Annotated in this window: 23 protein-coding genes and 3 tRNA genes; 18 read left to right on the top strand and 8 right to left on the bottom strand. The window is 65.6% G+C overall.

The features are described 5' to 3' along the window. Window positions 1-55: 55 nt before the first annotated feature. The 9 genes from QRM96_RS17775 (at window position 56) to QRM96_RS17735 (ending at window position 5,114) form a co-directional block, all read left to right on the top strand. Window positions 56-128: transfer RNA gene (locus tag QRM96_RS17775), tRNA-Glu, on the top strand. Window positions 129-219: 91 nt separating this feature from the next. Then, a tRNA-Asp gene (locus tag QRM96_RS17770) sits at window positions 220-293 on the top strand. Between the two features lie 48 nt (window positions 294-341). After that, window positions 342-417 (top strand) — tRNA-Phe (locus QRM96_RS17765). 656 nt (window positions 418-1,073) lie between these two features. Continuing rightward, window positions 1,074-2,666 (top strand): glycoside hydrolase family 68 protein, encoded by a 1,593-nt coding sequence (locus QRM96_RS17760; RefSeq protein WP_018763090.1) that lies wholly within the window; start codon window positions 1,074-1,076, stop codon window positions 2,664-2,666. 184 nt (window positions 2,667-2,850) lie between these two features. Further along, a complete protein-coding gene (locus QRM96_RS17755) occupies window positions 2,851-3,306 on the top strand; it encodes an Asp23/Gls24 family envelope stress response protein (protein WP_018763091.1) in 456 nt (151 codons plus the stop codon). Next, a complete protein-coding gene (locus tag QRM96_RS17750; protein ID WP_018763092.1) occupies window positions 3,303-3,494 on the top strand; it encodes a membrane protein in 192 nt (63 codons plus the stop codon). The genes QRM96_RS17755 and QRM96_RS17750 overlap by 4 nt, the downstream gene beginning before the upstream one ends. Beyond that, window positions 3,491-3,871, top strand: a complete 381-nt coding sequence (locus QRM96_RS17745; protein WP_109045839.1) for a hypothetical protein — start codon at window positions 3,491-3,493, stop codon at window positions 3,869-3,871. Before QRM96_RS17750 ends, QRM96_RS17745 begins: the two co-directional genes overlap by 4 nt. Then, window positions 3,868-4,506 (top strand): hypothetical protein, encoded by a 639-nt coding sequence (locus QRM96_RS17740; RefSeq protein WP_109045840.1) that lies wholly within the window; start codon window positions 3,868-3,870, stop codon window positions 4,504-4,506. Before QRM96_RS17745 ends, QRM96_RS17740 begins: the two co-directional genes overlap by 4 nt. Then, a complete protein-coding gene (locus QRM96_RS17735) occupies window positions 4,503-5,114 on the top strand; it encodes a hypothetical protein (RefSeq protein ID WP_285320457.1) in 612 nt (203 codons plus the stop codon). Before QRM96_RS17740 ends, QRM96_RS17735 begins: the two co-directional genes overlap by 4 nt. A 36-nt stretch (window positions 5,115-5,150) precedes the next feature. Here QRM96_RS17735 and QRM96_RS17730 read toward each other — a convergent pair whose 3' ends face one another. Further along, window positions 5,151-6,950 (bottom strand): glycoside hydrolase family 13 protein, encoded by a 1,800-nt coding sequence (locus QRM96_RS17730; RefSeq protein WP_285320456.1) that lies wholly within the window; start codon window positions 6,948-6,950, stop codon window positions 5,151-5,153. A 139-nt stretch (window positions 6,951-7,089) separates the two neighbouring features. Between QRM96_RS17730 and QRM96_RS17725 the strand changes: the two genes are divergently transcribed. The 5 genes from QRM96_RS17725 to QRM96_RS17705 all read left to right on the top strand — a co-directional run bounded on the left by QRM96_RS17725 (window position 7,090) and on the right by QRM96_RS17705 (window position 11,746). Then, window positions 7,090-8,376, top strand: coding sequence for an ABC transporter substrate-binding protein (locus tag QRM96_RS17725; protein WP_018763097.1), 1,287 nt, complete (start codon window positions 7,090-7,092; stop codon window positions 8,374-8,376). A gap of 7 nt (window positions 8,377-8,383) precedes the next feature. After that, window positions 8,384-9,421: a carbohydrate ABC transporter permease gene (locus QRM96_RS17720; protein ID WP_018763098.1), complete on the top strand. Its 1,038-nt coding sequence runs from the start codon at window positions 8,384-8,386 to the stop codon at window positions 9,419-9,421. Beyond that, window positions 9,418-10,317 (top strand): carbohydrate ABC transporter permease, encoded by a 900-nt coding sequence (locus QRM96_RS17715; protein ID WP_018763099.1) that lies wholly within the window; start codon window positions 9,418-9,420, stop codon window positions 10,315-10,317. Before QRM96_RS17720 ends, QRM96_RS17715 begins: the two co-directional genes overlap by 4 nt. After that, window positions 10,314-10,565 carry a hypothetical protein gene (locus QRM96_RS17710; RefSeq protein WP_018763100.1) on the top strand — a complete coding sequence of 84 codons (252 nt, stop codon included), beginning with the start codon at window positions 10,314-10,316 and terminating at the stop codon, window positions 10,563-10,565. The genes QRM96_RS17715 and QRM96_RS17710 overlap by 4 nt, the downstream gene beginning before the upstream one ends. Before the next feature lie 128 nt (window positions 10,566-10,693). Beyond that, entirely contained in the window at window positions 10,694-11,746 is a 1,053-nt protein-coding gene (locus tag QRM96_RS17705) for a LacI family DNA-binding transcriptional regulator (RefSeq protein WP_285320455.1), read from the top strand. 7 nt (window positions 11,747-11,753) lie between these two features. Here the strand turns inward: QRM96_RS17705 and QRM96_RS17700 are convergent, their stop codons facing one another. Next, on the bottom strand, window positions 11,754-12,644 hold the full coding sequence (locus tag QRM96_RS17700) for a DUF8083 family protein (protein WP_018763102.1): 891 nt from the start codon (window positions 12,642-12,644) through the stop codon (window positions 11,754-11,756). Window positions 12,645-12,678: 34 nt separating this feature from the next. Next, complete coding sequence (locus tag QRM96_RS17695) at window positions 12,679-13,485, bottom strand: exodeoxyribonuclease III (RefSeq protein ID WP_026264965.1); 807 nt, start codon at window positions 13,483-13,485, stop codon at window positions 12,679-12,681. 160 nt (window positions 13,486-13,645) lie between these two features. Here QRM96_RS17695 and QRM96_RS17690 point away from each other — a divergent pair, with 160 nt between their 5' ends. From QRM96_RS17690 to QRM96_RS17675, 4 genes are all read left to right on the top strand, one after another. Continuing rightward, window positions 13,646-14,758 carry an enoyl-CoA hydratase/isomerase family protein gene (locus QRM96_RS17690; RefSeq protein ID WP_285320454.1) on the top strand — a complete coding sequence of 371 codons (1,113 nt, stop codon included), beginning with the start codon at window positions 13,646-13,648 and terminating at the stop codon, window positions 14,756-14,758. Then, window positions 14,751-15,755, top strand: a complete 1,005-nt coding sequence (mmsB, locus tag QRM96_RS17685; protein WP_018763105.1) for a 3-hydroxyisobutyrate dehydrogenase — start codon at window positions 14,751-14,753, stop codon at window positions 15,753-15,755. Before QRM96_RS17690 ends, mmsB begins: the two co-directional genes overlap by 8 nt. Continuing rightward, on the top strand, window positions 15,752-16,528 hold the full coding sequence (locus tag QRM96_RS17680) for an enoyl-CoA hydratase (RefSeq protein WP_285320453.1): 777 nt from the start codon (window positions 15,752-15,754) through the stop codon (window positions 16,526-16,528). Before mmsB ends, QRM96_RS17680 begins: the two co-directional genes overlap by 4 nt. A gap of 107 nt (window positions 16,529-16,635) precedes the next feature. Further along, a complete protein-coding gene (locus tag QRM96_RS17675) occupies window positions 16,636-17,298 on the top strand; it encodes a DedA family protein (RefSeq protein WP_133831143.1) in 663 nt (220 codons plus the stop codon). Window positions 17,299-17,307: 9 nt separating this feature from the next. On the opposite strand, the gene QRM96_RS17670 is transcribed toward QRM96_RS17675, so the two are convergent. The 5 genes from QRM96_RS17670 to QRM96_RS17650 all read right to left on the bottom strand — a co-directional run bounded on the left by QRM96_RS17670 (window position 17,308) and on the right by QRM96_RS17650 (window position 20,857). Beyond that, window positions 17,308-18,093 (bottom strand): MerR family transcriptional regulator, encoded by a 786-nt coding sequence (locus QRM96_RS17670; protein ID WP_109045847.1) that lies wholly within the window; start codon window positions 18,091-18,093, stop codon window positions 17,308-17,310. 52 nt (window positions 18,094-18,145) lie between these two features. Next, on the bottom strand, window positions 18,146-18,481 hold the full coding sequence (locus QRM96_RS17665; RefSeq protein ID WP_285320452.1) for a hypothetical protein: 336 nt from the start codon (window positions 18,479-18,481) through the stop codon (window positions 18,146-18,148). Between the two features lie 187 nt (window positions 18,482-18,668). Further along, entirely contained in the window at window positions 18,669-18,872 is a 204-nt protein-coding gene (locus tag QRM96_RS17660; RefSeq protein ID WP_009357211.1) for a cold-shock protein, read from the bottom strand. A 131-nt stretch (window positions 18,873-19,003) separates the two neighbouring features. Continuing rightward, window positions 19,004-19,630 carry a response regulator gene (locus QRM96_RS17655; protein WP_285320451.1) on the bottom strand — a complete coding sequence of 209 codons (627 nt, stop codon included), beginning with the start codon at window positions 19,628-19,630 and terminating at the stop codon, window positions 19,004-19,006. Beyond that, the gene (locus QRM96_RS17650) at window positions 19,631-20,857 is read right to left on the bottom strand and encodes a sensor histidine kinase (protein ID WP_285320450.1); all 1,227 of its coding nucleotides are present in this window, start codon (window positions 20,855-20,857) and stop codon (window positions 19,631-19,633) included. Between the last annotated feature and the right edge of the window lie 37 nt (window positions 20,858-20,894).

The raw sequence follows: 20,894 nt of genomic DNA, 5'->3' as shown, positions 1-20,894 counted from the left end.
GGCAAAGACGGAAAGCATCGCTTGACGCCTTTTATTTTGTGCCGAACGGGTTCTGGCCCCCATCGTCTAGCGGCCTAGGACACCGCCCTTTCACGGCGGCGGCACGGGTTCGAATCCCGTTGGGGGTACGCAAGGAACTGGTCAGGCAGGCAGAAAAAGTCTGGTAGGCTGGAAGCCTTGAAAAAAGCGGTAGAGATACTGTGAAAGCAAGAAACGCAAGGCCCTGTAGCGCAGTTGGTTAGCGCGCCGCCCTGTCACGGCGGAGGTCGCGGGTTCAAGTCCCGTCAGGGTCGCTCTGATTGTTGGAAGAAATTCCGGCTCTCATGGTGACTAGTCACCTAGGCTCTGTAGCTCAGTTGGTAGAGCGTTCGACTGAAAATCGAAAGGTCACCGGATCGACGCCGGTCGGAGCCACCACTGGGAAGCATCAGTTCTTCGGAACTGGTGCTTTTCTTCGTTTAAGGCGTGGCATCGTGCGCCATCCACGGGCATCAGTGCGACCCGCATCTTCGCGTCGCCAAGGGCCTATGGGGCGTGCAGATAAAGATCCGCGGCCCGTATGGGGCCCGGCCCGGAATCCCGGCCTCGAACGCTGCGCCCAAGTGTCCGGCATTGCCCCACTGGCTGCCCGGCCTCGAACCCGGCACGCGATTCTCCCCCAAGGGGCCCGCCGCAGAGGCGCTCTGGCTTCGGCTCAGCCAGTGGCCTGCGCAACATCCGGGCAGGTTGAAACAAAAAAATCGACCATGCCACGAAACATTTGACCTGCGCCAAACCGTTGTGGCACGCGCGCGCATTGGATTGCGTAAGCGCTTGCACCTTACCCGCCGGTAAGTCATTCGGAGCGCTGAAACAGGGTTTGAAATGGCTGCGGGATGCCCCATAGCGTGGATCGCGGCAAGGGGAAGCATGCTTCCCATCTGCCCGGGGCCCTACCCAGGCCCTGTTGATTCCCGACACACAAAGGCGTCTCCGACGGCACCTGAGGTGTTGCCGGGGCCGCGGATGTTCTCGGGGCAATGGGCATATGCCCGTCTTCCACGAACAGTTACAACTCCGCGAGAAGAGCAACAATGCACAAGCACCCCCAAAACCGGATGCTGCGGTGGCGCCCCGCCGCCGCAGCATTGGCCGCGGCCGTCGCCGCCTCGGCCTTCCTGGCCGTCCCCTCGGCACAGGCGAACGAGCCGTCCGATCCGCCCGCCGTGCAGCAGATGCCGGCACCCGCTCCAGGCTTCCCCCTCCCGACCGGACATACGCAGCAGGCGTTCGATCCGGCGTCGGACTTCACGTCCAAGTGGACCCGTGCCGACGCCAAGCAGATCATGGCCCAGAGCGACTCGACGGTCACTCCGGGTGAAAACTCCATGAGCCCCGACGTCACCATGCCCGAGATTCCCCAGGATTTCCCCACCATGAACGACGACGTCTGGGTCTGGGACACCTGGTCCCTGACCGACGAGAATGCCAACCAGATCAGCTACAAGGGCTGGGATGTCATCTTCTCCCTGGTGGCTGACCGCCACGCCGGCTACGGCTTCGACCAGCGCCACTGGAATGCCCGGATCGGTTACTTCTTCCGCAAGACCAACGCTGACCCGGCCAAGGACAAGTGGAACTACGGCGGCCACCTGTTCCTGGACAACACCTCCATCGGCAACACCGAGTGGTCCGGCTCCACCCGCCTGATGCAGGGTGACCACGTCAACGTGTTCTACACGGCCACCACGTTCTACGACATCGCCCAGCGCAATGCCGGTGGCGGCGGCATTGCCCCCGATGCTGCGATCGCGAAGGCCCTGGGCAACATCCATGCTGACAAGAACGGCGTCACGTTTGATGGGTTCCAGCACACCAAGCTGCTGGAACCGGACGGCAAGATGTACCAGACCAAGGCGCAGAACCCCGGTTTCGCGTTCCGCGACCCCTACACGTTCGTTGACCCGGCCCACCCCGGCAAGACCTACATGGTCTTCGAAGGCAACACCGGCGGCACCCGCGGCGATTACAAGTGCAAGGACGAGGACCTCGGCTATAAGCCGGGCGATCCCCACGCCGAAAACGTCAGCGACGTCCAGAACAGCGGCGCCTACTACCAGACCGCAAACGTTGGCCTCGCTGTGGCCGACAACAAGGACCTGACCAAGTGGTCCTTCCTCCCGCCGATCCTTTCGGCGAACTGCGTGAACGACCAGACTGAACGGCCGCAGATCTTCATCCAGAATGAGGGTGGGAAGAACAAGTACTACCTCTTCACCATCAGCCACCAGTTCACCTATGCAGCCGGTATGCGCGGTCCCGACGGCGTTTACGGCTTCGCGGGTGACGGCATCCGTTCCGACTTCCAGCCGATGAACAACAGCGGCCTTGCCCTGGGATCCCCGACGGACCTCAACCTGGCAGCCAACGCACCGGAGAGCCCCTCCGCGAAGCAGAACGGCCGGCAGTTCCAGGCCTATTCGCACTACGTGCAGCCCGGCGGCCTGGTGCAGTCGTTCATCGACAACGTCAACGGCGTCCGCGGCGGCTCGCTGTCGCCGACCGTGAAGATCAACTTCCGCAACGGCGTCTCGCAGGTTGACCGCAGCTTTGGCCGGAACGGCCTTGGCCCGTTCGGTTACCTGCCTACCAACGTGCGGGTAGGCGGCGAGGGCCTCTACAAGTAGGCCTTTTTTGATCCACCGCCGGTAAATTCCGGCCGTATACCGCCCAGGCGGGGATGTCCTTGGGGGCTTCCCCGCCTGGGCCTTTTCCGTCGGGCAGAAGCTTGGGCGCGGCGCCCCGCAGTGTTTCCGGCGCATCTGCCGCAGGCTGGGGATAGGGTGGAATCAACAGAAGGGGGAGTGCCTGATGGAATACCAGAACCCACAACCCGTGGTGCCAAGCCGTCCTGCCGCCAGCCCGGTGACGAGTCCGGGGCCCGGGCGCACCGTAATCTCCGAAACCGCCGTGGCCAAGGTGGCGGGAATCGCGGCACGGTCCGTTCCCGGCGTCTATTCCCTTGGCTCGGGTCCGTCCCGTGCGCTGGGTGCCATCCGTGATGCCGTCGGCAGTTCGGACCATGCAGCCGGAGTCCACGCGGAAGTGGGCGAAACGCAGGTAGCCGTGGATATCACCCTGGTGGCAAGTTACGGGACCCCCTTGCACTCGCTGGCCAATGACGTCCGCGCCGCCGTTTACCGCGCCGTCGAAGAACTGGTTGGCCTGCAGGTCATTGAAGTGAATGTCGAGATCACGGACGTGTACGTGCCACCGCCGGTCAAGCCGGCGGCGCCGGCGGCTGTGGACCGGGAGGCGTTGCTGTGAACCTCACCGTTGCGGGTACGGCCATGGGCGCCTTCGTGGCCTTCATGTCATTGCAGTTCGGCTTGTGGGGATTCATCGCGTCCCTGCTCTTCATGGCTATCGGTGCCGTCCTGGGCCGCGCCGCCGAGGGGAAGCTGGATCTGCGCGGCGTGATCGATGCCATCATCGGCCGGCGTTCATCCTCATGAGTTCACCAGCGCCCGTTGCGAGTGGGCAGGCGCTCAGCGGCCACAACCGGATCAGTACACAGGCATTGACCAGCCTCGCCAAGGCGGCCGCCGCACAGGCCCTGGGCGTCGAGGCGCAGGACGTGCGGGCGGATTGGACGGACGACGACGGCCTGCTGGCCTTGTCCCTCGTGGCGCCCATCAGCATCCCGCCTTTGGAATCGATTGTGCTTGATCCCGCGCGGGTCCAGGGATCCGGTGGATCCATCTGGGATCGCACGGTCAAGGCGAAGGCGGCCATTCTGCAGACGGTCTCGGAGCTCAGCGGTTCCAGGCTGAGCCGGGTGGATATCCGCATCAGCGGGGCAAAGATCAGCACAGGAGGGCGGGTGCAATGAGCGGCAGCGTGGAAAACCGCCGTGCAAGGGCTGGTGCCCGGGGGAACGACGGGCCGGACATGCGCCGGATCACCTACCGCGAGACGCATTCGACGCGCGCCGCGGTCTCGATCGCAGCTGCCGTCCTGGTCCTGGTGCTGGCCGGTTACGGCGTCCTCGAATCCGGTGTCCATGCCGTCGGGCAGCCTGCCTGGCTGATTGAGCCGCAGGTGGCGGCCCAACGGATCGTGGATCTGCCGTCCGGCGTACCGCCACTGCTGCTGGGAGCGATCGGCGGGGTGCTGGGCATGCTGGGTGTGATTTTCTTGCTCAACGGGATACTTCCGGGACGGCGGGCGCGCCACCAGCTGGCCGGCGTCCGTCGTGGCGGGTCCTCGGCCGCGGTGGTGGACGACGAAGTCGTGGCGTCCTCGATCGCACGCCGTGCCCGGCTGGCGGCGAACGTCACGCCGGAGCAAGTCATGGTGGTGGTCTCCCAGCGCCAGGTCCTGGTGAACGTCCGGCCCACCTCCGGTGTTGCGGTGGACCAGGGCCGCGTCCTTGCCGCAGTCAGCGATGAACTGGACCAGATGCAGCTGGAACCTGCCCCCGTTGCCCGCGTCAACGTGGCCCCGTCCGGGGTGATCGGCGCATGACCAGTACCCCTGCCCTGCTGAACCGGATCCTCCTCACCCTGCTGGGCGTTGTCCTGCTGACGGCGGGCCTGCTGCTGGTCTTGCTGGCAATTGTGCCCGCAATCGGTCCGTGGTGGCACGCTTGGGCCTCCGGGGCGTGGGAAGGCATTACCCAGGCCTTCAATTCCACCCGTTTCCCCGGACAGCAGGAGAGCTGGCTGTGGATCGCGGTGGCCTTGGCGCTGCTGGTCCTCATGGGACTCATGGTGGGCTGGATTGCGCAACAGGGAAAGGGCCGGGCCAACGTCCTCGCGGCCGAGTACGACCCCGGTGATGTTCCCGGCGATGTCCGGATCGGAGGCGGCGTCGCCGAACAGGCGCTCAAGCAGGCCCTTGAGGGGCGTCCAGACCTTGCCGGTTCCACCGTCACCACCTATGACGTGAAGGGCTCGCCCGCGCTCAAGGTCCGGCTCTTGCCCCGCCAGGGTGTGGCACCACACCTGTTGGCTGCCGAGGTATCGGGGCTCCTGGACGCCTTGGAAGCCGTGGTGGGCAAGGAGATTCCGGTCCTCATCCACATCGGTGCCGGGGCGCGGACGCGCTTCAGCCGGGCTGAGCGGGTCCGCTGAACTGCATGCGGGCCCGACTGTCAGTCCTCCTGCGGGTCAGTCCTCAAGGAGGTAGACGGTGCAGTCCACGGGAACTTCCCGCATCGCTGCCCGGTCGCTGGCCGGTTCAGGCCCGCTGGACAGCGCTACGGTGTAACCGTTGGGCACAGGTGCCGAGGCGAAGCCCAGGTTGGACAGGACTATGACATCTCCGTTCCGGAATGCCAGCAGCCCACTGTCCGGCGCGTGCTCCTCTGTCCATTCAACGGTTCCCCTGCCAAGGTGGCGCGCCGACCTGAACGCAAGAGCGGCCCGGTAGAGCTCAAGGGTTGAACCTTCCTCGCCGTCCTGCTGGTCCGCAGCCAGGGGGCCGAAGCTGTCCGGCTGCGGGAGCCAGGGCGCCTGGCCGGAGTCCCCGCCGGAGAACCCGAACCCCGGTTCGCCCTGGGCCCATGGCAGCGGGACGCGGCACCCGTCGCGGCCGATCTCGGCGCCCTGGGTCCTGAAGAATGTCGGATCCTGCCTGGCCGCGTCGGGAAGGGTGGTGTGCTCCGGAAGCCCCAACTCCTCCCCCTGGTAGAGGTAGGCCGAACCCGGCAATGCCAGCGCAACCAACGTGGCGGCGCGGGCGCGGGCAAGGCCCAGGGCAGCGTCCGGTTGTTCGTCACCGGCGCCTATGCCCTTCGGGAACGTGGTCGGATCCTTGAGTCCAAACCTTGTGCTGTGCCGCACGGTGTCGTGGTTGCTGAGCACCCACGTGCACGGAGCGCCCACGGACGCGGCCGCTGCCAAGGACGCATTGATGGCGTCAGCCATCCGCCCGGCATCCCAGCCGGCCAGCAGGAAATCAAAATTGAAGGCCTGTTGCATCTCATCCGGCCTGACGTACCTGGCCAGGCGTTCGGCGGGTTCAACCCAGGCTTCCGCCACCATCATCCGGTCCCCTCCGTATTCGGCCAGGACCCGGTTCCAGTCGCGGTAGATCTCATGCACGCCATCCTGGTCGAAGAAGGGCGATGGCGGGTACATCGGCGAGACGGCCCGGTGCGGCTCCTCGGCATCGGTGTGGGCGTGGGGAGCATCCCCGGGCAGGTGGCTTTCCCTGCGCGGACCCGTTGTTCCTTCCACCATGGCCGCGGCTCCGTCCCAGTCAGGAAGGCCTGCCTCTTTGACCAGTCCATGGGCCACGTCCACCCTGAAGCCGTCCGCACCGCGGTCCAGCCAGAAGCGCAGCACGGAGCGCATCTCCTCCTGTACTTCCGGGTTTTCCCAGTTCAGGTCGGGTTGCCTGGTGTCGAACAGGTGCAGGTACCACTGGCCGGGTGAGCCGTCAGCGTTGGTAAGGCGGGTCCATGCCGGTCCGCCGAAGATGGATTTCCAATTGTTGGGCGCCAGCCGGCCATCCCCCGATCCCGGCACTTCGTCCTTGCCGTCACGGAAGATGTACCGTTCCCGTTCTGGGCTTCCCGGGGCTGCCCGCAGCGCCGCCTGGAACCAGGTGTGTTCGTCGGAAGTGTGGTTTGGGACCAGGTCCACGATGACCTTCAGGCCGCGGCGATGAGCTTCCTGCAACATCGCGTCGAAGTCCGCCAAGGTGCCGAAGAGCGGATCCACCTGGCGGTAGTCGGCGACGTCGTAACCGCCGTCGGCCTGGGGCGACTTGTAGAAGGGGGAGAGCCAGACAGCGTCCACGCCCAGCTTTTCCAGGTAGGGGAGCCGCAGCAGGACGCCCCGCAAATCGCCCATCCCATCGCCATTCCCATCGGCGAAGGACCGGGGGTAAATCTGGTAGACCACCGCGTCCGCCCACCATGCGGAGGGTACGGGACGGGGTACCGGAACGGATAGGTTGGGCATTTGGTTCCCCTAAGATAACTTTTTGATGTAAACGCTTGCATTCGCGACAGCAACCTTACTAGTGTGATGGTCACCACATCAACCTCACCTACAAGCGCACTGTCGACTTACTTGTCACTCAGCGAGGAGCTTCAAGCTAATGAAAACCCCGAGATTCCTGCTTCCGGCCGCCACGGCCGGCATTCTGGCCCTGACGTTGTCCGCCTGCGGCGGCGGCGGAGGGGGCACCACCGGCGGGGGAGGCAGCGATGCTGATGCCAACCTCGACGGCCGCGGCCCCATCACGTATGTCCAGGGCAAGGACAACAGCAACGTCGTCCGTCCGCTCATTGACAAGTGGAATGCCGCGCACCCGAATGAAAAGGTCACCTTCAAGGAGCAGACCGACCAGGCCGACCAGCAGCACGATGACCTGGTCCAGCACTTCCAGGCCAAGCAGTCCGACTACGACGTTGTTGACGTCGACGTTGTCTGGACCGCGGAGTTCGCGGCCAAGGGCTGGTTGCAGCCGTTGAAGGACAAGATGGCGATCGACACCAGCGCCATGCTGAAGCCCACCGTGGACAGCGCCACCTACAAGGGCACCCTTTACGCGGCCCCGCAAACCTCTGACGGCGGCATCCTGTACTACCGCAAGGACCTGGTTCCCACGCCTCCCAAGACCTGGGACGAGATGATGAGCATGTGCTCCATCGCCAAGCAGAACAACATTGGTTGCTACGCCGGCCAGTTCAGCAAGTATGAAGGCCTGACCGTCAACGCATCCGAGGCCATCAACTCCGCCGGCGGCTCAGTCCTGGACAAGGACGGCAAGCCCAGCGTAAACACGGCGGAAGCGAAGGCCGGCCTGGGCAACCTGGCCAAGGCCTACGCTGACGGGAACATCCCCAAGGAAGCCATCACCTACAAGGAAGAGGACAGCCGCCAGGCGTTCCAGAGCGGAAAGCTCCTGTTCCTGCGCAACTGGCCCTACGCCTTCAACCTGATCACCACCGAAGGATCTTCGGCTGTGAAGGACAAGACCGGCCTTGCGGCACTGCCCGGCAAGAGCGGCCCTGGTGCGTCCTCGCTGGGCGGCCACAACCTCGCCACCAGCGTGTACTCCAAGAACAAAGCCACCGCACTGGACTTCATGAAGTTCATGACCTCTGCGGAGACCGAGAAGTTCTACGCCACCCAGGGTTCCCTGGCTCCGGTCCTCGGCTCGCTCTATGAAGACCAGGAACTGGTTGCCAAGCTGCCCTACCTGCCGGTCCTGAAGACGTCCATCGAGAACGCCGTACCGCGTCCCGTAACGCCTTTCTACCCGGCTGTCACCAAGGCAATCCAAGATAATGCCTACTCCGCTATCAAGGGAGAAAAGACAGTGGACGCTGCACTTTCCGACATGCAGAACGCCATTCAATCCGCCGGTGCAGGATCGTAGTCCTGCCATGGCAACCGAACTAGGCCCGACGCCGGTTAAGTCACCGGCGTCGGGCGCTGCCCCTGTCCATCACGCGCCCAAGGGCGTAGGGGAAGACAACAGGATCGCAAGCCAGGGTCGCTGGGCGTCCTGGCTGCTCGCCCCGACCATCGTGGCCTTGGGCATTGTGATCGTATACCCCATCATCAGCGCGATCGTGATGTCCTTCCAGAAGGACGCCGGCCTCGATCCCGCCACCGGCCTGTTCACGGCAGGCGGCTCGGCCGGCATCCAAAACTACGTCAACTGGCTGGCGCAACAGTGTTCCGCGCCCGCCGGCGGTACCGTCGCCTGCCCGCCGGGCACCTTGGGCGGCCAATTCTGGTCCGCCACTGCCACCACGTTCTTCTTCACAATCGTGACGGTGACGCTGGAAACGGTGCTGGGTTTCTGGATGGCTGTGATCATGGCCCGCACCTTCCGGGGCCGGAGCCTCGTCCGCGCGGCCGTCCTGGTGCCGTGGGCCATCCCCACGGCTGTGACGGCAAAGCTCTGGTTCTTCATCTTCGCTTTCGAGGGCATCGCCAACAAGCTGTTCAACACCACCATCCTGTGGACCGGCAGCGAGTGGCCGGCCAAGTGGGCCGTCATCATTGCCGACGTCTGGAAGACGACGCCGTTCATGGCACTGCTGATCCTTGCGGGCCTGCAGATGATTCCGGCCGAAGTCTATGAGGCGGCCAAGGTGGACGGTGCGTCCGCGTGGCAGCGCTTCCGGCTCATCACCTTGCCGCTGGTCAAACCGGCGCTGATGGTGGCGATCCTGTTCCGTACCCTGGATGCACTGCGCATGTTCGACCTGCCGTACATCCTTACCGGCGGCGCGAACAACACCACCACGCTGTCCATCCTGGTCATCAACCAGATCAGGCAGGGCTTCAATTCCGCGGCGGCGTTGTCCACCATCACGTTCATCATCATCTTCCTGGTCGCTTTCATCTTTGTCCGCTTCCTCGGGGCAAATGTGGTTGAGCAGAGCGGCGCAACCGGAAAGGGGAAGAAATGACCACGGCAACGGCAGACGCCACCGCCCTGCGGGCACGCCAGGACAAGGGTCGCAAAACTGCCCAGAACCGGGAGAAGTGGGCCCAGGGCAGGACCTACATCAGTGCCGTCGTCGTCCTGATCTGGTGCCTCGCACCGGCCTACTGGATGGTGGTCACCGCCTTCCGCGAGGTCGGGTTCACGTACGACACCTCGATCCTGCCCACCCATGTCACCATGGACAACTTCATCACCGCCTTCGATACGTCCTTCGGCAACAGGTTCGGACAGGCACTGCTGAACAGCGTGTTCATTGGCGGCGTGGTGACGGTCGTATCGCTGGTGATCGGCGTGTTTGCTGCCTACGCCCTGGCCCGGTTGAATTTCCGGTTCAAGTACCTGGTGCTCGGTTTCATCCTGGGTGCTTCCATGTTCCCGGGCGTTGCCCTGATCACCCCGCTTTTCCAGCTGTTCACCAACATCGGCTGGATGGGCACCTACCAGGCGCTGATTATCCCCAACATCTCCTTCGTGCTCCCGCTGACGGTCTACACCATGACCTCGTTCTTCCGGGAAATGCCGTGGGAGCTGGAGGAATCGGCCCGCGTTGACGGCTGCACCCAAGGGCAGGCATTCCGCAAGGTCATCATGCCCCTGGCGGCGCCGGCAATCTTCACCACGGCAATCCTGGCGTTCATTTCATCCTGGAATGAGTTCCTGATTGCCAGCCAGCTGTCCAGCGACGCAACCCAGCCGGTCACGGTGGCAATCGCCAACTTCGCCGGTGCACAGCCCAACCAGATCCCGTACACGGCCATCATGGCCGCCGGCACCATTGTCACCATTCCGCTGGTGATCCTGGTCCTGGTCTTCCAGCGCAAGATCGTCGCCGGCCTCACCGCAGGTGCGGTCAAGTGACGGATCACGGTGCCCGCCCCCGCACACCAGCGGGGGCGGGCAACCGCAGCCGGCTGGTCAGGTCGGGCGAGGATTTCGACATCATCATCGGTTTCCTTGGTTTTTGGGCAGTGGTCCTCCTGGTGGTCACTGTGTGGATGGAAATTACCGCGCAGCCGGCCATTGGCTGGGCCTTGGGCCTGCTGGCAACCCTGCTGGCCCTGTACGGAATGGTGCGCCTGCGGCGTAGGCTGCCGGCCCGCAAGTAGGCGCACTTAAAAACAGCGGTCCCCGCCACAGTTACCACTGCCCGGCCGCGGAATGGAAAAATACGAGGCTTGGGGGTAGACGCAGGGCCAGCCGGCTCTGCGCCGCGCAGGAGTTATGAGGGGACACGGTGGCACGGACAACGGAAAGGTCCCAACGGGGCGGCCATAATGGCGTCAGCATCGAGGACGTGGCAGCGGCCGCCGGAGTCTCTACCGCAACCGTCTCCCGCGCCGTCCGTGGGTTGCCCCGCGTCTCGCCGGCCACCAGGGAGAAAATCCTCGAAGTCGCGGGAAACCTGGGCTACGTGGCATCGTCCTCTGCTTCCGGACTGGCCACGGGGCGCACCAAGACCATTGGCGTCCTGGCGCCGTTCGTGAGCCGCTGGTTCTTCTCCAAGGCCATTGAGGGTGCGGACCGCGAGCTGCACGCCCGGCATTACAACCTCTCCCTGTTCAACCTCGGCGGCCACGGCAGCAACCGCGAGCGGCTCTTCAGCAAGACCATGGTCTACAAGCAGATCGATGCCCTGCTGGTGCTCTGCATGGCGCTCAGCCACGAAGAAATCGAACACCTGCAAAAAATCGACATCCCGCTGGTGGTGGTGGGCGGCCACGTCGAAGAGTGCCCCTACATCGGCATTGACGACTACGCGGCAGCCTCAACGGCGGTCCGGCACTTGATCGACCTGGGCCACCGGGACATCGCGTTGCTGCACGGCGACGACGAGACCGACCTCAACTTCGACGTCCCGAGGGTGCGCATCCTGGCGTTCAAGGACGTCATGGCCGCCGCAGGCCTTGCCACCCGGCCGGAGTGGGACGAATGGGGCGACTTCACGGTGCGCAGCGGCCAGGAAGCCTTCCGCCGCCTTTGGTCCGGTTCCGGGCCGAAGCCCACAGCAATCTTCTGCGCGTCTGACGAAATGGCCATGGGGGTCATCTTCGAAGCCAACCGCCTCGGCGTTAACATCCCCGGCGAACTGTCAGTGGTGGGGATCGACAACCACGACTTCGCGGATGCCATGGGCCTCACCACCGTTGGGCAACGCCCGGATGAGCAGGCCGAACTGGCCACCAAGATGCTCCTGGACGAACTGGACGGGGACATCGGGTCCGTCCGGTCCGCCGTTGCTCCGCATGAACTGATTATCCGGCGCACCACCGCGCCGCCCAAGGCGTGAAACGGCCTCAAGAAGCGCGGGCAAGCTGCCGGATAGGGATCCAGCGCGAGGCGAGCCTGCGATAGGCGGCCGCGGCGCCGGTCATGTCGCCCTCAGCCAGGCACTCGATGCCCAGCCTGATGTCCATGGGTGATTCGTCCGGGTACACCTTGTCTGCGACGGCACCATAGTCCAGCTCCACCATGGAGTTCACGTGGAACAGCTCCAGCCATTCGGTCAGCTGTGCCAGGTCGTCAAGCATGTCAAGGTCCGGGGCGGCCAGCGCCAGGTTGGCCACGGCGTAGCGGGCCCGCTCCAAGGCGTCTGTGATCGGGGCCCAGACGCGGACCGTAAGGATGCGGCCGGCGGCTTCCACGACGTCCTTGCGGTCGGACTCCATGAACAGCGAGAACCAACTGAACGGGATGCCCCAGGTGGAGGCCCGCGTGTGCACGCGGACGGATCCGTCCCGTGCCTTCACCAGGTCGATCCGCTCCTGGTGCCGGTCGCGCTGTTCCTCAGGGATCAGCAGCTCCGCCAGCGGGCCGTGGATCCCTTCCATCAGGGCGTTGGCGGCCAACCCGGCGCGCAGGACGAGCTGGCTGGGGCAGTACAGCAACACTGGCGCGGTGCCAGCGGCAGCGCCGTCGTCGGCCGTTCCGCCGTCCGGTGCCGGCGCGGTGGTGACGCGCACCAGGTCGGTGCGCCCGGTGGGAAACGGATCACCGCCGGAGCGGGTGATCCGCCCCAGCGAGGCCAGCAGTTCAGCGTTTTCGACGGCGGCACGGGACGCGGCGCGCTCGCCGGCGGCCTGGAGGGCGGGTCGTTGTTCCGCCGGAAAGGCGTCCAAGGGTTCGTAGACGCGCAGCGTGGAGGAAAATGGCAGGCCTGCCTGGCCCCGGTAGAGGTTTCCCGTCATGACGGTCTCCTTGGATGGGCGCAGGGGGCTGTCATCAGTCCGCCAGCTCCACCAGCACGGGAGCGTGGTCCGAGGCGCCTTTGCCTTTCCGTTCCTCGCGGTCGATCGAGGCGCCGGTGACCCGGGCTGCCAAGGCGGGGGAGGCCAGGATGAAGTCGATCCGCATGCCTTCCTTCTTGGGAAACCGGAGCTGGGTGTAGTCCCAGTACGTGTAGACGCCCGGGCCGGGGGTGTAGGGGCGCACAACGTCGGTGAAGCCGGCGGACTCGAAGGCATGGAACGCCGCACGCTCCGGCGGACTGACATGGGTGTAGCGGTTGTTGACGAACAAGTCGATGTCCCAGACGTCGTCGTCGAATGGGGCGATGTTCCAGTCGCCCATCAATGCGACCTGCGCCTGCGGGTTGTCCGTAACCAGGCCCTGGGCGTGCGTTTTCAGGCTTTCCAGCCACTTGAGCTTGTAAGGCATGTGTTCGTCGTCCAGGGAACGCCCGTTGGGGACATACAGGCTCCAGACCCTGACGCCGCCGCAGGTGGCAGCCATGGCGCGGGCCTCCTGGACGGGGTCCTTGCCGGCCTTGCCGAACGAGGGCTGGTCCAGGAATGTCCGCTCCACGTCCTCAAGTCCAACACGGGAGGCGATGGCCACGCCGTTCCACTGGTTTACGCCGAAGTGGGCAACCTCGTAGCCCATCCGTTCAAAGAGCTCCCACGGAAAGTTCTCGTCCTTGCACTTGGTCTCCTGGATGGCCAGGACGTCGCAGTCGCTGCGCTGGAGCCAGGCTTCAACACGGTCGGCGCGGGCACGGAGCGAATTCACATTCCAGGTAGCTATCTTCACGGTTCCTAACTTACCTTGGCAGCTGCGCGCCGGGTAAAGCCTCCCGCCAGTCCGGGCGGCACCGCACGCGGTTGGTCCCCAGCATGACGCGGCGGGTATATTCGCAACCAGAATGACCTGGATCACTCGTCCGGCCACCATGCGAAGGAGCAGCCAGCCGATGACCGCAGCCAAGGGAATGGATGGTGCCGCCGGCAACGGGCACCCGGAAGTACTGTTTGAGCGCCGCGGCCGGCTGGGCCTGGTCACGCTCAACAGGCCTAAAGCCGTGAACGCACTCACCGCCGGAATGGTGGACCTGATGCTCCGGCAGCTCACCGCGTGGGCCGGGGACGATGACGTCGCCACCGTCCTGGTGCAGGGCGCCGGGGAACGCGGCCTCTGCGCCGGCGGCGACATTGTGGCCATATACGAGGACATGTTGCACGGCGGACACCGGACGGCAGGTTTCTGGCAGGCAGAATACCGGCTGAACTCCCTGATCGCCCGGTATCCCAAGCCGTACGTGGCCCTCATGGATGGCCTGGTCCTCGGCGGCGGGGTGGGGATCTCCGCGCACGGGAGTGTCCGGGTGGTCACGGAGCGGACCAGGACGGGCATGCCGGAAACCACCATCGGATTCGCCCCGGACGTTGGTGGCACCTACCTGCTCTCGCACGCACCCGGCGAGGCCGGAACGCACGCTGCCCTGACCGGCGCGCATCTTGGCGCCGGCGACGCGGTGTTCCTTGGCCTTGCGGACCACTACGTACCGTCAGGATCGCTGACGGACCTGGCGGCCGCCCTTGTGGACCATGACGCGGAAGACGTCGTCGAACGGTATACCCAGCCGGCCCCGGACTCGCTGCTCGCCGGGCACCGTGACTGGATCGACGCCTGCTACGCCTCGGATGACGCAGCCCGGATCGTCCGGCGCCTCCGGGAGTGGGCGGGGCCCGGGAGGGAGGCTGCGGTGGAGGCGGCCGACACGATCGAAGCCAAGTCACCCACCTCTGTCAAGGTCACCCTGGCGTCGCTGCGCCGGGCCGCTGGACTGACCCTGGATGAAGCGCTTGCCCAGGAGTACCGTGCCGGAATCCGGTTCCTGGCCGGTCCCGACTTCCGCGAAGGCATCCGCGCCCAAGTTGTGGACAAGGACAGGAATCCGCAGTGGAAACCGGCAACACTGGCTGACGTGCTTCCAGGACAGGTGGACAGGTTCTTCGAACCGCTGGAGGGCCGGGAGTTGGACCTGCACCCGGAACGCGCACCCGAGGAGGCGGACCATGCCTGAGACGGGAACCGTGGCTTTCCTCGGCCTGGGGCACATGGGCGGTCCCATGGCCGTGAACTTGGTCCGGGCCGGCTATGCGGTGGTTGCTTTCGATGTGGTGCCTGTCGCCGTCCAAGCGGCACGGGAACATGGTGTGCCGGTCGCGGCCAGCGCGGCTGGCGCCGTAGCGGAGGCCGACGTCGTGCTGACCATGTTCCCCAGCGGTGGACACGTCCTGGACGCCTACCGCGGCAACGCCGGACAACCCGGATTGCTGGCTGCGGCTCCGCCAGGCACCATGTTCCTTGACTGCTCCACCATCAACGTCGATGAGGCACGGGAGGCCGCGCGCCTGGCCGGTGAAGCAGGCCACCGTTCGGTCGACGCGCCCGTTTCGGGCGGCGTGGTGGGCGCCGAAGCAGCGACGTTGACATTCATGGCCGGCGGCGAAGCGCAGGACTTCGAGTCGGTGCGGCCGCTCCTGGAGGTGATGGGCAAACGCGTGGTCCATTGCGGCGGCCACGGTGCGGGCCAGGCTGCCAAGATCTGCAACAACCTCATCCTGGGCGTTTCCATGATCGCGGTCAGCGAGGCGTTTGTCCTCGGCGAAAAGCTGGGCCTGAGCCACCAGGCCCTGTTCGACGTCGCCTCCGCCGCCTCGGGCCAATGCTGGGCGCTCACCACCAACTGCCCGGTACCCGGACCCGTCCCCGCCAGCCCGGCCAACAGGGACTACCAGCCGGGTTTTGCGGCGGCGCTGATGGCCAAGGACCTCAACCTGGCGGTCAATGCCCTCAACAGCACGGGAGTGGCAGGACAGATGGGGGCGCTCGCCGCCCGCATCTACGATACGTTTGCCGCGGAGGGCGGCGCCGGCCGCGACTTCTCCGCCATCATTACTGATATCCGCGGCAGCGCGGAACCGGCTGCCGCGGACACCACGGCGGCGGCAACAGGAACGGACGCAACGGGCCGGAGCCGGACCACGGCAGCACACGACGACGGGAGCCCCGAATGACTGAATACGCCAACATCCTGGTGGAGCAACAAGGCAGGGTTGGGCTGGTGACCCTCAACCGGCCATCGGCGTTGAATGCGCTCAACAAGGCCACCATGGAGGAACTGGTCGCCGCCGTGACCGCGATGGACGCCGATCCGAACGTAGGCGCCGTGGTGATCACCGGCTCGGCCAAGGCGTTCGCGGCGGGCGCCGACATCAAGGAAATGGCCGATCAGGGCTACATGGACATGTACACCGCGGACTGGTTCCGCGGCTGGGAGGACTTCACCCGGCTGCGGATCCCCACCATCGCGGCGGTGTCCGGGTTTGCCCTGGGCGGCGGCTGCGAGCTCGCGATGATGTGCGACCTCATTATTGCGGGGGACAACGCCAAGTTCGGCCAGCCGGAAATCAACCTTGCCGTACTTCCCGGGATGGGGGGTTCGCAACGGCTCACCCGCGCGATCGGCAAGGCCAAGGCCATGGACCTGATCCTCACCGGCAGGTTCATCGGTGCCGAGGAAGCGGACCGGTGCGGCCTTGTCTCCCGGGTCGTACCGGCGGAGGAAGTGGTGTCCGAGGCCCTCAAGGCAGCCGGGCTGATCGCCGCCAAGTCGAAGCCCGCTGCCATGGCGGCAAAGGAAGCCGTGAATGCAGCCTTCGAAACCGGGCTGGCCCAAGGGGTCCTGTTTGAACGGAGGCTCTTCCACTCGCTGTTCGCCACCGAGGACCAAAAGGAAGGGATGGCGGCGTTCGCAGAAAAGCGTGAGCCGCAGTTCAAGCACCGGTGACCCCGGGACGCGCTTCCGGGGACCTTGGGGCGCTCGACGAATTCCGCGGCCCGTATTGTGGACATGACGGGTAACGGACGGCCATGCCAGCGAACGGGGACAGACGTATGTGGACAACCATGACCGGTGCAGCCAGCCCCACCGACGGACTCACGGGCATCGTGGGCTTCGCGGCGAGGGCTATCGACACCCTGGGCGAGTGGGGCGTGGGTGCCTTCACGCTCGCGGAGACGGTGGTGCCTCCCATCCCCAGCGAGGTGATCCTTCCCCTGGCGGGCTACCTTGCCAAGCAAGGTTCCCTCAACCTGCTCCTTGTCTTCGCCACCAGCACCCTGGGCGCCTACCTGGGTGCCCTGCTGCTCTATTGGCTCGGCGCAAAACTGGGCCTGGAACGTTCAATCCGCTGGCTGTCCAAACTGCCCTTGGTGGACCGGGAGGACTTTGAACAGGCAGCGGCCTGGTTCCGCCGCCACGGAAGATCGTCCATTTTCTTCGGCCGCCTCCTCCCAGGCATCCGCAGCCTGATCTCGCTGCCGGCCGGGGCCGCGGCGATGCCACCGGCCACCTTCAGCCTCTTCACCCTCGCCGGCAGCGGGCTGTGGAATGGAGCCCTCATTGGCCTCGGCTACCTGCTGGGCACCCAGTACCAGCTCATCGAGAAGTATTCACACGTCCTGAACTACGCTGTCTACGCTGCGCTCGCCGTGGCCGTGGTCCTGCTCATCGTCCGGCGGGTCAAGAGGGCCAGGCGGGTCAACGCCAACCGCTGACAGGTGCCCTCAGAGGTGCTTCTCCGCAAAAATGCGCAGGGCGCTCCGCACGAAGGCGGCCCCGTCCATGCCCCCGTAGTTGGCGGCAAAACGCGGATCCGCAACATACATGTCAGCGAGTCCGGTGACATATCCCTTGATGTCGCCGCCGGCGGCCGCAGCGGGAGTTCCGGGAATGGACTGGAGCCAGGCCACGTGCCTGCGTGCCAGGTCCTGGGCCTCCGGTCCATCCGCCGTCACCCCTGAAGCGCCGGCCGCGTTCCAGTCCCTGCCCAGCTCCTCCACCCTGGACTTCCACGCCCGCTTTTCCGCGGCGTCCATCCCCCGCCACCACGCATCAGATGCGGCGTAGGCGTCCTTGCCCCAGCGTTCCTCGACCTCCTCCCGGTACTGGGTATGGTCGAAGCCGTCAAACATGTTCTCAGCCATCAGTTGGCCTCCTGCCTTCACTGTTTCGATGGTTTGCTGCACGGACTGCGCCTGCCGGGCCAGCCGTTGTTGCTCCTGCGCCAGCCACTCAAGGTGGCGGGAGAGCGCCGCGACGGGGTCGGCCTGGCGCTGGAAGACTTCGGCGATGGCCTGCAGCCCCAGGCCCAGCTCCCGCAGCAAAAGGATCCGCTGCAGCTGAAGGAGGGCGGCACCGTCGTAATAGCGGTAGCCGTTCCCGCCCACCCGGCTGGGCTTCAAGAGCCCGATGTCGTCGTAATGCCTGAGCGTGCGGCTGGTCGTGCCGGCCATCCTGGCCACATCCTGGATGGGCCAATCCCTCAAGCCGTTGCCACGGATTTCTTCCATGCCCTTGAGCCTAGGGGTTGACGCTGCGTCAAGGTCAAGGGTGCTTGTCGGCTTACTTGGCCTGACCGTTTCGCGGTGTCCGGTGCCGCGCCTGGGCGACGAGCCGCGTGAAGGCAAAGACAAAGATGGACTCGAACATCAGCATGAGCCCCACCAGCAGCCACTGCTGCCGGGCGATGAACACGATGCAACCCGTCAGGGCCAGGATGGTGCCCAGGGCCAGGGCGTAGACGGCAAAGCCGACGGCGACCCGGGCGCTGCGTACGCCGGTGCGGAATCCGAAGCCGTGGGGTTCGCCGCCGGGCTGGCCCGGGACGCGGTCGGGTGCGGCTGGCCCGAGTGCGTCGAACTCGACCCACGGATCCTGGTCCTGGTCCTTTCCGGTCATGGCTCAATTATCCCCAACCCGCAATGCCGTGAAACACAGCGCCGGCGAAAACAAGCGCCGGTGAAAACAAAGGCCGGCGAAAACAAGCGCCGACGAAACAGCGCCGGCAAAAAACAGCGGCCCCTCCAACGTTCGTTGGAGGGGCCGCTGTACGGGGGGCCCGGCAGTTGCCGGAGCCGCCGAAGACTTAGAGCGGGCGGATGTTCTCTGCCTGCGGACCCTTGGGGCCCTGGGTCACATCGAATTCGACCTTCTGGTTTTCGTCCAGTGAGCGGTAGCCGCTGGTGGCGATTGCCGAGTAGTGGGCGAATACGTCAGCGGACCCGTCATCGGGGGCAATGAAGCCAAAACCCTTTTCGGCGTTGAACCATTTAACTGTGCCTGTTGCCATGGCTGCATTCCTTCATGTGACTCTGATTCTCTCCCCGGAACCGTCCCGGGGTGCGCGGGAGTTAGTCCCCCACAGTCCCCAACGTACGGGGCGCGGGCCCCGGGTGCAAGGGTAGCGGCCATAATGTGCGGTTAACGCATGCCTTCGCGGCGGATGGCGGTGGCAATAGCGGCCGCCCGGGTATCCACTCCGAGCTTGGCATAGATGTGTGCCAGGTGGGTTTTCACCGTGGCTTCGGAAATGAACAGCCGCCGGCCGAGCTCGCGGTTGCTGAGGCCCTCAGTGAGCAGGCTGAGCAGCTCCGCCTCGCGGGGAGTGAGGACCTCGTCGGGGTTGCGCATCTGCTGGAACAACCTGGAGGCCACCGGCGGGCTCATCACGCTCCTGCCCTGCACCGCGCCCCGGATGGCGGCGAAGATCTCCTCCGGTGCCGCATCTTTCAACAGGTAGCCCATGGCCCCGGAATCAACAGCGCGGACAATATCCGCGTCGGAGTCGTACGTGGTGAAAACCAGGACCGCTTGCCCGGTGCCGAGGTTTCGAATCTGCCTGATGGCTTCAATACCATCCATGCCCGGGCCCATGGCAAGGTCCATCACCACCACCGCCGGGGCGTGCGAACGGACCAGCTGCAACGCCTCTTCACCCGACGACGCCTCCGCGACGACATCCATATCAGGCTGGGTCGCAAGCAACGCACGCAGGCCGCTGCGAACCACCAGGTGGTCGTCCACCAGAAGGACCGTAATGCCGCCCATCTATGGCCCCTCCAAAGGAACTTGCGCGGCCACGATGGTGCCCTCGCCCGGGGTGCTTTGCACCGAGAAGCTCCCGCCCAGCTGCTCCACCCGTTGCCGCATTGCCCGCAGGCCGTACCCACCCGAGGCCGACGGCGGGGCTGCCGCCGCCGGGTCAAAGCCCGCACCGTCGTCGTAAATGTCCAAGGTGACGGTGTCCTGCAGGAAACCCAACGTCAGCGCGGCCATCGAAGCCGAAGCATGCAGCGCGATGTTGGAGGAGGCACTCTGCACAACCCGCAGCAGGGCGTGCCGCACCTCCGGGGGAACGGGGCCCGGTTCGCCCGTCACCGCCAGGGTGGCCGCCGGCATGTACCGCCGGGCGGCAAGCAGCAGCGAGTCCGGCAACGGCGTCGATTCCAACCCGGGGGAGGCGAGCTCGTGGACCAGGCTCCGGGTGTCCGCCAGGTTCGCGCGGAGCAGGTCGGTGGCCTGGCGCAGACCGTCCCGGGCTGTCGCATCCGGCCACCCGCGGCCCGCTGCTTCGAGCAGGAGCAGGCTGCTGGCGAGCCCTTGGGTGACGGTGTCGTGGATTTCCCGGGATACCCGGTCCCGTTCGGCGACGGTGCCGGCCCGGCGCTCACTGGCCGCGAGCTGCCCTTGGGCCAGGGAAACCTGCGCGTTCAGGCGGCGCTGCTCTGCGGCGTCGTTCTGGATCCTGTCATAGATGAGCGTCAGCATGGTCCCGACAGCCAGTGGACCCAGCAGCATGGCGATGTCGGTGCCGTTACCGAGCCGGAACAGGCCGGCGGCTGTTGCCAGGGTGATGACGGCCGCCAGGATGTAGGCGGCAGCGCCCCGCAAAGCACTCCTGCACAGGAAGAACAGGGCAAAGGAACACCACGCGAAGCTTGGCGCCGCCACCACAAGGACCGCCCACACGCCAACCAGCGCCACCACCCAGGCGACGCTGTGCCGGTCCCGAGCCGACAGCAGGGCTACGACGGCGTACAGCAGGCTGGCGGCGGCAGCGAGTCCCAGCACCAGCATGTTGTCGGCCGGTGAGTGCCGCAGAACGTACCGCACCACGGAGGCCACGAGGAGCACCGCGAAGCCAAGATGGACCGCGGCCTCGATCCCGCCGAGGCGGCCGTTCGCCGCCGGCGCAGGAAGCGACCGGCGGGCTTCGGGACCCTGGGCGGCGCCGGCCGCCGGACCTGTGGCTGGTAGGGCATCTCTGGTGGGCATGCGGGATCCGGTTCTGATGGGTGGCTCTGCACTCCAT

Origin of the sequence: Pseudarthrobacter sp. lyk4-40-TYG-27 (assembly GCF_030209295.1) — a bacterium.
GTDB lineage: Bacteria > Actinomycetota > Actinomycetes > Actinomycetales > Micrococcaceae > Arthrobacter.
The sequence above is the reverse complement of the archived record's forward strand: the minus strand, read 5'-3'. Positions and strand labels throughout refer to the sequence as shown.